Source organism: Corynebacterium sp. HMSC074H12, from assembly GCF_001813755.1.
Lineage (GTDB): Bacteria > Actinomycetota > Actinomycetes > Mycobacteriales > Mycobacteriaceae > Corynebacterium > Corynebacterium hiratae.
The window spans coordinates 134,399-147,089 of record NZ_KV813875.1; the positions used below are offsets into that span (position 1 = coordinate 134,399).

At 61.7% G+C, this 12,691-nt stretch carries 10 protein-coding genes; 7 read left to right on the forward strand and 3 right to left on the reverse strand.

The window, feature by feature from the left end; translation table 11 throughout:
• Positions 1 to 36 precede the first annotated feature (36 nt).
• Positions 37 to 642 (reverse strand): phosphoribosylglycinamide formyltransferase, encoded by a 606-nt coding sequence (gene purN / locus HMPREF2932_RS00855; protein ID WP_071409395.1) that lies wholly within the window; start codon positions 640 to 642, stop codon positions 37 to 39.
• Between the two features lie 40 nt (positions 643 to 682).
• A complete protein-coding gene (locus tag HMPREF2932_RS00860) occupies positions 683 to 2,287 on the reverse strand; it encodes a cell division protein PerM (protein WP_246818596.1) in 1,605 nt (534 codons plus the stop codon).
• Between the two features lie 350 nt (positions 2,288 to 2,637).
• On the opposite strand from HMPREF2932_RS00860, the gene HMPREF2932_RS00865 reads away from it, so the two are divergent.
• From HMPREF2932_RS00865 to HMPREF2932_RS00885, 5 genes are all read left to right on the forward strand, one after another.
• Positions 2,638 to 3,390, forward strand: a complete 753-nt coding sequence (locus HMPREF2932_RS00865) for a M23 family metallopeptidase (RefSeq protein ID WP_046646979.1) — start codon at positions 2,638 to 2,640, stop codon at positions 3,388 to 3,390.
• A 188-nt stretch (positions 3,391 to 3,578) separates the two neighbouring features.
• Entirely contained in the window at positions 3,579 to 4,121 is a 543-nt protein-coding gene (locus HMPREF2932_RS00870) for a PadR family transcriptional regulator (protein WP_070510433.1), read from the forward strand.
• A complete protein-coding gene (locus HMPREF2932_RS00875; protein ID WP_071409396.1) occupies positions 4,118 to 4,834 on the forward strand; it encodes an ABC transporter ATP-binding protein in 717 nt (238 codons plus the stop codon). Before HMPREF2932_RS00870 ends, HMPREF2932_RS00875 begins: the two co-directional genes overlap by 4 nt.
• Before the next feature lies 1 nt (position 4,835).
• Positions 4,836 to 7,526 (forward strand): FtsX-like permease family protein, encoded by a 2,691-nt coding sequence (locus HMPREF2932_RS00880; RefSeq protein ID WP_071409397.1) that lies wholly within the window; start codon positions 4,836 to 4,838, stop codon positions 7,524 to 7,526.
• 399 nt (positions 7,527 to 7,925) lie between these two features.
• Complete coding sequence (locus HMPREF2932_RS00885) at positions 7,926 to 8,681, forward strand: M23 family metallopeptidase (RefSeq protein ID WP_046646982.1); 756 nt, start codon at positions 7,926 to 7,928, stop codon at positions 8,679 to 8,681.
• A gap of 4 nt (positions 8,682 to 8,685) precedes the next feature.
• Here the strand turns inward: HMPREF2932_RS00885 and pcrA are convergent, their stop codons facing one another.
• Complete coding sequence (pcrA, locus tag HMPREF2932_RS00890; protein WP_071409398.1) at positions 8,686 to 11,193, reverse strand: DNA helicase PcrA; 2,508 nt, start codon at positions 11,191 to 11,193, stop codon at positions 8,686 to 8,688.
• A 112-nt stretch (positions 11,194 to 11,305) separates the two neighbouring features.
• On the opposite strand from pcrA, the gene HMPREF2932_RS00895 reads away from it, so the two are divergent.
• The gene (locus HMPREF2932_RS00895) at positions 11,306 to 11,668 is read left to right on the forward strand and encodes a chorismate mutase (protein ID WP_070510536.1); all 363 of its coding nucleotides are present in this window, start codon (positions 11,306 to 11,308) and stop codon (positions 11,666 to 11,668) included.
• A gap of 67 nt (positions 11,669 to 11,735) precedes the next feature.
• Positions 11,736 to 12,638 (forward strand): trypsin-like serine protease, encoded by a 903-nt coding sequence (locus tag HMPREF2932_RS00900; protein ID WP_046646986.1) that lies wholly within the window; start codon positions 11,736 to 11,738, stop codon positions 12,636 to 12,638.
• Positions 12,639 to 12,691: the final 53 nt, after the last annotated feature.

Here is a 12,691-nt window from a genome sequence, read left to right on the forward strand (position 1 = left end):
GGGGACTTAAGCCTTCCTTGCGGTAATGAGAGGTAGTTAGAGCTGAACACTGAGTTCCTCGCCCTTCACGCGCGTGGCGCGAAGGACGGCAACGATGAGTTCTCTTTCGACCACTTTGATGCGCTCGTGCAAGCTGGCCTCATCATCCCCCGGCAAGACCCGCACGGGCTCTTGGGCAATGATGGCACCGGTATCGACGCCGGCATCTACGAAGTGGACGGTCGAGCCTGTGACCTTGGCGCCATAAGCCAGCGCATCGCGCACGCCGTGCGCGCCTTTGAAAGCGGGCAAGAGCGCGGGGTGGGTATTGATGGTGCGACCTTCGAAGCGATCCAGAAAATCCTTCCCCAGGATCTTCATAAACCCTGCAGAAACAACAACGTCTGGTTGCGCAGAATCCACTGCGGCAACCAGACGCTTATTCCATTCGGCGCGGTTAGCACCCATCTCTACGACCTCGGTGGCGATTCCCGCCGCCTGCGCGCGCTCGATGCCTTGGCAGGGCACGTCCGCGACGACCTTCACGACGCCATAGCGCTCATCCTGGCCATCGAGGATGGCCTGGAGCAAGGAACCGGTTCCAGAAACAAGAACCACGACGTTAAGGCGGGCAGAAGCAGCGGGCTGGTGCGGTGTAGTCACGCGCTACAGCCTAGCCGCTGCCGCCCTGAACCGGGGAATTTTACTCCTTAGAGGGGGCCTCGTCCTCTGCCTCAGACACGTCTTCTTCCTCTGGTTCTGCATCCTCGACTGGTTGCTCGTCGTCCCCCTCGGCCTCGGTCTCCGGCTCGCTGTCCTCTTCCACGTCATCCTCGGGTTCAGGCTCGGTCTCGGTCGTAGGCTCTGCGGCAACGGCTGTGTCGGGGGCGTCGTCAAGCAAAGCAGAAACCGGCACAGCATTCGCCGTGATGACCGGTGCTTGCACGGCCTCTTCAGTCTCTGTGGGCGCTTCAGGGGCAGCCTCCGGGGCAGCCGCGCGGCGCGCACGCCACGCCGTCACTGCCTGCGCCGTTGCGAATGCACACCCCACGACTAGGCACCATAGACAGCTCAGGCCCACCGCGGTCCATATCTCGGGACCGGTGTAGCCGTACACCCCCAGCGTGCCGGACACGCCGTACACAGCCACGAGAGCGGCTACCGCACCGGTAACGGTAGCCACGAGCGCAACCTGGAAGGAGACCAGGGCGCGGCGACGGTAAAACGCCACCACTGCCGCAACGGCGGGAACAATCAGCAGGACAGCAGCCCAGGAACTAATCGACGGTGGAACTGCGGCAGCCAACGGCAGCGGTGGAAGCGGAACCACGTGGCCGCTAAAGAGGCTCACGCTGGTGCCTTCACCGATGTGCAGCTCCGAACCGCTCAGGACCGCTCCCGCAGCAACGGCAGCGTTCGGGAGGTAGAGAACGCTCAGCAGGAAAAGCCCGGCGGTTCCCAGTGCATTAAGGACTGGATACTCGGCGAGCATCTCTGATTGACGCGACCAACCGACTCCCCACAAGACCACCACGAGAATGAAACCAGCGGCAAAAAGGTATCCGAGGTAGCTCAAGCCTATCTGGGCGGCATCGACGAACACGCGGGGGACCCCGCTGCGCTTGGCCAGGGCCTTCCACAGGCGTGGGCCCATTCCACCAATGAGGGCGACCGCATGCAATAACAACATGCGGGGAAGCACACGGTACAGCTCCGGAGGGGAAACATCGTAGACCTTGCCAGCGTCCCACAGCATCAGCCATGCGATGACAGTAAGGGCTAAGGGAACCAGCAACACGCACACGCTCAAAACGATGAGGTCGTTAATGCTCGCCTTATCCTTAACCGCCGCCCGCACGCGCCGCCCCACCAGCCAGGCTAGGAGCAGCGCAGGCAGAACCGGGATAAAGCCCACGTCAATACCGCCCGCGCGAATAGGCGCAAGGTTAAAGACCATCCATGCTTCCCCGACGATGGTGGGCAGCCATGCCGACGGGGAACTTGTCAGAAGCAGTGCCGCGATAGCGACCACGAGAATGCCCAGCACGACGACGAGGTTCGGAACGCCAACGACGATGAGCATGCGGCGGATACGCCCGCGGAGCGTGGTCGGGGCCTGCGCGCGGCGGGCGCGAGCCTTGTCGGACTCGACCCCTTTGATGCGCTGCGCTGGATCTCGACGATCTCTGCGGTGCCCGCGCTCAGAGTGCTCAGCACTATCACCGCGCCCACGCACGTGCGCGCGTGGGCGCGCTGACGATCTGGACTGGGGACTCGTGTTCTTATTCATCGGCGTCCACTTTGCCACGGCCCCCTCCCCCACCGGGGGTGGCGCGGCGAGGTAAGCGCTAAATGGTGCGGGACACCCCCGAAGGAAAACTTCACGAGTGCGCACTACTCATGCCGACCACGGAAAGCCCCGGCGACTCCACGGAGATTGATTCACTTCATTCACAGGAATCAGCTGTCGTTTCATTATGTGCGGCTCTTCCCAGATATCCAGAAGAAAAACCGCAATCTGGCTTGCTCTGCATTCGCCGAGACGCTACTGTTACATCTCGTTGGTAACAGGAAGGTCACAATCGGATAACCACCCAGATTGAAACGTAACGTTTGCTCTGGGCGGGCGATAGTGAATTGAGGACGGAAGAAGAGTTCATGCGAAGCAAGACTCAGCGAAGCGTAGGACGCCACCGCAAAATCACCACCGCACAGACCGCGAAGGGACGTCTGGCAGTGATGACTGTTGCGGCAGGCGCTGTATCCACCGCAGGCGTTGGCGGCGCAGCAGCAGGTACTATCCAATCCGCTGGCGCCGGGGAAACCAAGGCACAGTCCGTCGACTACACCCTGCAGGCAGATACCGATCCGCTGAAGAACGCGCAGGCTGCCGTCGAAGACGCAGCCCCGCAGATCCTCGCCATCGCCGAGTCCAAGCCGGTCGCCGACCTAGCTACGCAGCTCGATAAGGCCATCCAGGCCGCCGATGCCCGCGCCGCCGCCGATGAAGCGAACCGCGCGCCGACCATCGCCCGCCCGGCAGAGGGCACTTTCACCTCCGGCTTCGGCCCCCGCTGGGGCTCCTTCCACTCCGGCATTGACATCGCAAATGCCGTGGGCACCCCCATCCTCGCCGTTATGGGCGGCACCGTCATCGACTCCGGTCCGGCCTCCGGCTACGGCCAGTGGATCCGCATCAAGCACGATGATGGCTCCATGAGCGTCTACGGCCACATGCAGACCCTCGACGTCGCCGTGGGCGAGCGCGTCCACGCTGGCCAGAAGATCGCCGGCATGGGCTCCCTGGGCTTTTCCACCGGTTCTCACCTGCACTTCGAAATTCACCCCACCGGCGAGGGCGCCGTGGACCCGATTCCGTGGCTCGCAGAGCGCGGCATCAACATCAGCTAAGCCACGCTTTTAAATCCTTCCTCCAGCGCTAAGGCGGTATAGGGCACTGTTGCCCTATACCGCCTTGTGCATTCCCCCACCTTCCACCCCCGCCTGCCCCAACCGTTGACCGGACAGAAGGTTACCCAGTAACTTACTGGGTATGTACCGAAAGATTTCCTCCCTTGCCCTCCGCCAAGGAGGTGACCATGTCCGTCAAACATTCCGTGCTTGCGCTGCTGAGTGAAGAGCCCGCTACTGCCAGCCACATCAAAAACCGCTTTGCTGAGACCTTCGACAACCTCTGGCCGCTCAACATGGGCCAAGTCGCCCAAACGTTGAGCCGTTTGGAGCGCGATGGTCTCATCGCCACCGACGGTGAGCTCACCGGCCCCACGGGGCGGCGCGCCACCAGCTATGCCATCACCCCCGCCGGCCGCGAAGAACTCTCACAGTGGTGGATGTCCACCTTGCACAACGACGCCATCGAGCGCGATGAGCTCGTGCTCAAAGTATCGCTTGCAGCGCGACGCTCCGACGTCGACGTCATTGCCGTCCTCGACGCCCAGCGGTTTGCCACCGTCCGCCAACTGCGTGAGCTCAACCGCCAAGCCTCGGAACTGCCTGCAGAGCGCAGCGCCCAGCGCTTGGCTGTTGAGCGCCAAATCTTCGACCTGGAATCTCTCTCACGCTGGCTCGACCGCGTGGAATCCCTAACCAACCCAACCACCACCGAGGAGGCCCCGCGATGACCCCCAACTCCGTGCCCACGACCCAGCACATGCCGTTTCCTCTCGAGCTCGAAAACATTACCTGCGTCTTCGGCAGCGGTGCCCGCCAGGTCACCGCCTTGGATTCCGTGAACTTGCAACTGCAGCCGGGCGAACTGGTAGCCGTCATGGGCCCTTCTGGTTCCGGTAAGTCCACGCTGCTCAACGTTGCGGGCCTGCTGCAGCCGCCAACATCAGGGCGCGTGCTTCTCGACGGCGCCGATGCCTCCCAGCTCTCCAAGGCCAAGGCAGCTATCGCTCGCCGCCGACACCTTGGTTTGGTATTTCAGCACTTCAACCTAGTGTCTTCCCTCACCGTCGGTGAGAATGTGTCCCTCCCTCTTGAGCTAGACGGACTTTCGCCTGCGCAGTGCCGCGAGGCCGCTGAGGAAGCTCTCAGTGAGGTCGGCCTCGACGGCACCATCGACCGCTTCCCGGAAGAAATCTCCGGTGGCCAAGCCCAGCGCGTGGCCATTGCCCGCGCGCTCATCGGGCCACGCAAGGTGCTGCTTGCGGATGAGCCCACCGGCGCCTTGGATACCTCGACGGGCGAAGAGATCATGAAGGTCCTGCGCGCACGCATCGACGCCGGTGCCTCCGGCATTTTGGTTACCCACGAGCCGCGTTTCGCGGGCTGGGCCGACCGTGTCGTCATGGTTCGCGACGGGCGTTTGACCGGCGAGGAGGTGCATTAGTATGTCCGGCATTAATGCCGCCACCCGCCCGACGAGGCGCGACCTGTGGCGTCACCCGTGGCGCACGCTAGCCGCCGTTTTGCTCATCGCACTGCCAGTGGCACTCGTGATTGGAATGGCGCTCTTTGATAATTCCTCCGGTCGGCTCTCCGCGGCCTTGAGCTCACCCGAGCGGCAGATCAGCGCCGAGCGCTCGGACATTAGCAACGAAGACGTACCACGCTTGGCTGCCGAGGTGCTTCCTGAGGGCCTCAGCGTCAGCCCGGTCACCACTTTTTCTAGCACGTCACTAATCCATAATGGGAAGTCAACCAACTCCTGGGTAGATCAGTTCGACGCGGAGAATCCGCCGGAGCCAGCACAGGAGGCCGTCGATAAGTTCAACCTCGGCCCCAACCAGGCAGTTCTATCGCGTTCGACCGCGCGCAAGATCGACGCCTCCGTGGGGGACGTTATCACCGTGCGCACCAACGCCCTCAGCAGTGACCACCAAGCCACAGTCGCGGCCATTGCTCCCGAAAACTATGATTTTGTCACCTCCCCCACCCTCAATGAGGCCCTCAGCGACCCTTCTTTTACAACACGCACCACCTGGGCCATCGTGGGTGATACAACGCTGACCAAGGAGGATGCCGACCGTGCCCGTGAAGCCGGGCTGGAAATCTGGGCACCGGAGCTGCGGGATACGGACCGGCCCGATTCTGAGCCGGATTCCTTTGGCGGAATCCTGAGCAGTATTCTTTTCGTGCTCTTCTTCTTTGGCCTCTACGCCATCGCCGGATTGCTCATCCTTTTCCTTCTCACGCCCGTCTTCACACTGGCTACCGGACGCAATACACGCCTGTACGCGCTGATGTCGAGCCAGGGCGCACTACCGCGCCACATCATGTTCGCGGTGATGGCTTATGGCCTACTGATGGGGCTTATCGGCGCCACCATCGGCGTGGTTGTTGGCCTGGCAGCTTCGTGGGCGTGGTGGGCAGCCCGCTACCCGGACTTTGCCGCACGCCCGCCCTTCCTAGCTATTGGCCTCGCATGGCTCGTGGCGGTGGCAGGCTGTGTCATTGTCTCCATCGTTCCCGCGTGGTTGGCGCAACGTGGTGCCCTCTCCACTGCAATCCAGGGAGCTGCTCCCGACCGCCTCTTGCGCTTCCGGCGGTGGATGGCCATCGGCCCTGCATTCCTGCTTCTGCTCGTGTTATTCAGCTTCACCCCCTGGGGACAGTACATCCCCACGGTGCTAGCCCTCTTCGGAGTCATCGCAGTTGCCGCGTCTGCCCCTGCCTTGGTCTTCCTATGCTCCCTGCTGTCTCGCCGCGGCCCACTCGCGTTGCGTCTGGCTGGACGCGGCCTGACTCGGCGCAGCATGCACGCCTTACCGACGTCCATCGCTCTCGTGTCAGTCGCCTTCGTCGCCTCCCTGTTTGGCGTGGGCATCATGACGGATAGCGCAAAGACCACCGCTGAGGAAAAACTCGTCATGCCGCCCACTACTGCGCTGATTGAGGAGACGACCTTTGACCAACCAGCGCAGGTTTCTACGCCAGAAGAACGCGCGGCGACGGAGGCGATCCTGCAGACCACCACTGCCCGCACGTACCCCTTCTATGTGTTCCCCTCGTGGACGACGTCTTTCAGCCTTCCGGAGGATGACACTTTTTACGAGCTCACCACCGAGTTTGATTACCAGTGCGAGCAGGTCGATTTCAGCAAGCCGGTTGAGAGGGCTGTGTTCGTGGATAATCAGGGGCGGCGCACCGATGATTCCGAAGAGGCTCGCCAGGAGTGTGCGCACGAGTTGATGACGTCATTTCCTTATAACCCGTTGATCTATCAAAGCAGGATGGTTCAAACCGATTCTTCCCAGCTTGAGCTCTGGCAGTTCGACTCGGAGGAGGAACGACGCGCAGCGGCACAGACGTTGGATGCCGGCGGCATCGTGCTTCCCCACAGCAGCCACGTCGGCAATAACACACGCGGCACGGTGACCGTAAAAACCTATAACGGCATTGACAGCCCAGAACCGAGCGGGACACAGGACGCGGATCTGCCGGTTGTGGAGGCCCTGCCTACCGCGGCCCGCGATGTGGTCTTGATTAGCCAGCAGGCAGCAGAGAAGCTGAACATGGAGCCCTTCTACGTGGGCCAAGCCCTCGCGTTCGACGAACCACCGAGCGAGCCAGAGCGCGAAGAGCTGCGAGACCTGACAGCAAGCGCTTCGCAGTCGCAATACTCGCTAAGCTTCGCAGTCTCTACTCCCGAGAACTTCCGCTACTACCTGGGCCTCGGAATGGGGATCGTCTGCCTCATCGTGCTGGCGCTCATCATTGCCAACGCTGCAAGCAGCATGCGCCAGGAAAGCACCGTGCTGCAATCCATCGGCGCCCACCCTTCGCTGATGTCCAAGGTGGCAGCATGGCAGACGTGGATGCTAGCTACCGCAAGCATGCTCTTTGGTGTGGTCGCCGGACACCTCGGCACATACTTCTTTGCCGATAGCTCCGGATACACCTTCTCGACGCCGCTCCATGGCCTGCGCCCGCAGGACTACTTCACCCCGGATTGGTGGCAATTCCTCGCTGTGCTCGTCGTGCCGCTGTTGGCTGCCGCCCTCGCGGCTGCGATCAACCGCAGCGACAAGACGGCCCCACTCACCGCGCGGGATCGCAGCGAATCGCGTTCCCTAACTTAAAAGCGCTGACCTAGTAGCAGCGCCCACAACCCCAGCGCTCTTGGCTGAAAGATTGGCCGAGAGCGCTGCACTTTTCACCCCCCAAATCTCACCCCCATTCTTTAAACCTCTACTTTACCCCTGTAACAATTTTCACTTCTTTCACATGCGCAACACGCTGGGCTGTTCGATAGTTTTTCGAACAATCCCTGGATTTACCTGCATTTTTAAGCGTTGCGCAGGGTGGCCCCGCGGGATAGTTTGTATCTCGTTGCCACACAGCCTCAGCACTCGGTTGCAACCGCACCGGCGTGTCGCGGGCTTTAAGGCGCACTGCGGCTGATACGGCCGCTTCCCTATTGCTCACAGGCTTCCGCCGCATACCCAGCGGGCCACAGCAGGACTTAAGGACGTGAAGTTATGAAGCGCACGCTCAGCGCACTCGCCGCCGTGGCGGTCAGCACCGCCACCGTGACGACCCCAGCGTTCGCCGCCGAACCGGCAGCAAGCGTGGACGTCTCCGACGGGTCCTCCAAGGACCCGTCCGCTGCCGACGTCGAAGTCAAGGAAGAATCCAAGGCCGACCTCTTCAAAGCCGTCTCGGGGCTGCTCATCTCGACAGCCGGTGCCCTCAACGGGGCATCCGTCCCAGAGGTCAACACCACGCAGGACGGCTTCGAGATCGTCCTCGATCCCTCCAGCATTCCTGGTCTCGCCGAGGCCTTCGCCCCGCAGGGCGATCACTCCGGCCTCACCCCTACTCGCGGCCAGGACGCGGACGGTAACACCGTGGTCTTTCCGACCTCCGGAACTTTCACCTCTGGATTCGGCCCGCGGTGGGGTTCCTTCCACAACGGCATCGATGTGGCAAACCCCATTGGCACCCCCATCTACGCTGTCATGGACGGCGAGGTCATTTCCTCCGGCGCTGCCCAAGGCTTTGGCAACTGGATCCGCATCCAGCACGACGATGGCACCATCACCGTCTATGGCCACATGCCCAGCGACCAGCTGCTGGTCGACGTCGGCGACCGCGTCGAGGCCGGCGACCAAATCTCCGTCATCGGCAACGAGGGCCACTCCACCGGCCCGCACCTGCACTTCGAGGTTCACCCGGGCGGCGGCGCGGCCGTCGATCCGGTGGACTGGTTCAGCGAGCGCGGCATCCTCATCTAAAGCATCAGAGCTTTTCCATCGGCACTCCGCCGATGAGCATGAGGCGAACCTTGCCCGCTGAACCGAAGTCCACGGTGACCGTCGCCCGCGCGCCGGTCCCGGAGGCCTCGATGACCGTGCCCAGCCCGTATTTCGCGTGGTTGACGCGGTCCCCCACAACTAAATTGAGATGGTTATTCTTCGGCATCGACGTTGCCGAGGCCGGCTTGCGCGAGCGCTGCGAAGGGGAAGACGCAGCGCTCCGCGAGCCATAGCCGCCTCCACGGAAGAACCCGCTATCCGAGCCAAAGGTTCGCCCGTATTGGTAGGAATCATCTCCGCCCCACGCGCCAGACAGCGAGCTGTCTGGTTCTTCACGGCGCCAGTCGATGAGGTCCTCTGGGACCTCGGCGAGGAAGCGACTGGCCGGGTTCGTCACCGGGTTACCCCAGGACGAACGAAGAATCGCGCGCGTGAGGTAGAGCTGTTCCCGAGCACGCGTAATACCCACGTAGGCAAGGCGGCGTTCTTCGCTCAGCTCCTTCGGGTCACCCAGGGAGCGCATGTGCGGGAACTGTCCGTCCTCCCAGCCAGTGAGGAAGACGACGGGGAATTCAAGGCCCTTCGCAGTGTGCAGCGTCATCAGCGTGACCACTCCGGATTCGTGGTCCGGAATCTGGTCCGCATCCGCCACGAGCGAGACCTTCTCAAGGAACGCCTGAAGCGAGCCCGGCGCGGCTTCACCTTCTGCTAGCTCGGGTGCTTCTTCTGCATCCGCACCCATGAATGCCATCTCATTAGCAGCCTCAGAGCTGAACTCGCGGGCCACCGAGACCAACTCGTTGAGGTTATCCAGGCGCGCACCATCCTGCGGATCGTTGGAGTTCTCGAGCTCCGCGCGGTAGCCGGTGGCGTCAAGAAGCGCGTTGAGCAACTCCCCCAAATCCGGCTGGCCCGTCACCTCATTGACCATGCCCGGAATCTGCGCTCGTACGCCTTCCATCATCTCGTTGAATTTGGTTACGGCATTCACTGCCCGCGTGCCGAGTCCGGCTACCTTGCCCTCCGCCGCATCACGGAGAGCAGCACCAAAGCTCACGCCAAGGTTCTCCGCGTGCAGGGCGATCTGCGCCTGCGCTTTATCACCAATAGCGCGCTTAGGCACGTTGATAATGCGGCGCAAGCTCACCGTGTCATCCGGATTATCCATGATGCGCAGGTAGGCCACCATGTCCCGGATCTCGCGGCGCTCGTAGAAGCGCGTGCCACCGACCACCTTGTACGGGATGCCCGAGCGCACGAAAATATCCTCCAACGCGCGCGAGGCATTGTTGGTACGGTACATCACCGCAATATCGGAATACGCCGTACCTTTATCCGCCAGGGAATCAATCTCCGAGGCGATATACCGTGCCTCATCGTGCTCATTATCCGCCACGTAGCCGACGATCTGTTCGCCCTGGCCGTGGGCGGTCCACAGGTTCTTCTCGCGGCGGCCCTCATTCTTCGCGATGACCGCGTTCGCCGCGTTCAGAATGGTCTGCGTCGAACGGTAGTTTTGCTCCAGCAAAATCGTGTGCGCCTGCGGGTAATCCCGCTCGAACTCCTGGATATTCCTGATGGTGGCTCCGCGGAAGGCATAAATCGACTGATCCGAATCACCCACCACGCACAGTTCCGGAGCATCCGGCGGCAGCTCGCCCCGGCCCACCAAAGCCGAGACCAATGCATACTGCGCGTGGTTGGTGTCCTGGTATTCGTCGATAAGCACGTGCTTAAAGCGGCGACGATAAAACTCCACCACCTGCGGGTGCTGATTAAAGATGCGCACTACTTCCCCGATGAGGTCATCGAAGTCCACCGCGTTCGCCGCGCGCAGGCGGCGCTGATATTCCTCGTACACGCTCGCCACGGTGAGCTCGAAAGGATTCTTCGTCCTCTCTGCCTCCGCGCGCGCCTGCTCCGGGGAGATGAGCTCGTTCTTGCGGTTGGAAATCTGATTAGCCAGAACACGCGCCGAATACTTCTTCAGATCCAGCTGCATGTCCTTCGCAATCATGGTGAGCAGCCGGCGGGCATCATCGCCGTCATAAATGGTGAAATTCGTGTTCAAGCCCGGTACGAGCTGGGCGTTATTGCGCAAGATACGCATGCAAATCGAGTGGAAGGTGGACACCCACATCCGCTCCGCGACGGGGCCAACAAGCTGGCCGACGCGCTCCTTCATCTCCGCGGCTGCCTTGTTGGTAAAGGTAATGGCGAGGATCTGCCAGGGGGCCACCCCGCGCTCCCGCATAAGGTACGCAATGCGGCGAGTCAACACTGCAGTCTTGCCCGAGCCCGCGCCGGCCACAATAAGCAGCGGCGAGCCCGAATGTTTCACGGCCTCTTCCTGCTGCGGATTTAAGCCCTCGAGCAACGGATCAGAGCCCTGACCGGAAGGGGCGTCGACGTTGCTCTCGGGCACAGGAAACAGGCCGCCGGCGGAAGAATCGGAAGACGAACGGGGGACGAAAGGAGATTTGTTATTCATAATGCTCTCCAACCTACTAGCACCACCGGACATTGCCCCTCACCGCACTTCTGGTCGACGTGAAAGCTGGTAATTCCCCTTTTCTCCCGGCGTGGTGGCACAATCTGATGTCATGAGCTCTTCACATCCTGGCAACGCAGACTCTGGCTTGAGCCCTGAGCACCAAGACCCCAACGTCGTGGACAATGGGCTCGACATTCGCATGCCGTCGGGCACCGATGACCCGCTGAGTGATGCCGAGATTCAGCGCTACCGCGAAGAGATCAACCGCCTCGACCGCGTTATTCTCGACGCTATCAAGCGCCGCACCGACATTTCGCGCACCATTGGTAAGACGCGAATGAGCTCAGGCGGCACCCGTTTGGTGCATACCCGCGAAATCGCGATCCTCAATGAGTTCCGCGACGAGCTCGGGGAGGAAGGCCCCGCCATCGCCTCCGCCCTCCTGCGCTTAGGGCGCGGCAAGCTCGGCTGATCAAACGCCGCACGGACCAGTCCCCAGCACTCGCGCCCTTAAACATACGGTGGGTTAGGCTCGCGCCATGCGCTTTTCCTCTCGCCTGGCTGCGATTCTCGCCGCGGCCACCGCTGCGTCCGTGTTATCCGCCTGCAGCACCTCTTCTTCCGCTGAGACCACCATTTCCACCACGACGCTCGATCTTCCCGCCGTCAGCGACTCCGACCGCAGGCAGGGTTCCGCAGCATCCGGAACAACGCAAGGCTTCGAGGAGCCCCTCGACGGCGATGCGCTCTGGGATAACACCACCGAAATCCCTCAAGCGGAGCGACCGGAGCCCCGACGTAACCTGATAGCTCCTGAAGCTGCCGATTACTTCATGAGCCTGGGGGTGTTGACGCCGGGTGCGCCCATCTACAACGGCACAAACGGTGGCCGGTGCTCCACCGGTCATTTCGCTGGCGATGGGCAGCGCCTCTTTATCCTCACCGCCGGGCACTGCGGGGACACGGGCGACACCTTCTATTATGAGGATCAATCCGGCAGTACGGTAGAGATAGGCCAGATGGTAAAGAAGGCCCGCAACACCAACACCGATAGCATCAACTCGGCCGACATTGCACTGATCGAAGTGTCCAACCCAGCCGCCGAAGTATCTACCGCACCGGCCTTCAATGCGCCTTTGGCCGGTTGGATGAGCCTCGAGGATGTCACGCACAAGAAGCCCACGATGTGTTTTGCCGGTTCCGCGGGAGGCGCTGCCTGCGACGATTTCATTGACCGCTTCGAAAACCAAGGACTCTTCACCTTTGGCAGCGAGAGCGTACCCGGAGATAGCGGCGGTCCTGTCTACGCTTCCATCGACGGCAAACTGTACGCGGTAGGTGTCTTGTCCTTTGGCAACTACGATGATTACACCGGCCCCGAAACTGGTGCCATGGAGATCGGAAACACGATGGAGCAATTCAACCTGAAGCTCTACTCCTAGCTCAACGCAGTACGGTCTTCTGCCTCGGCAGCGAAGGGATTTCTGGACTACGG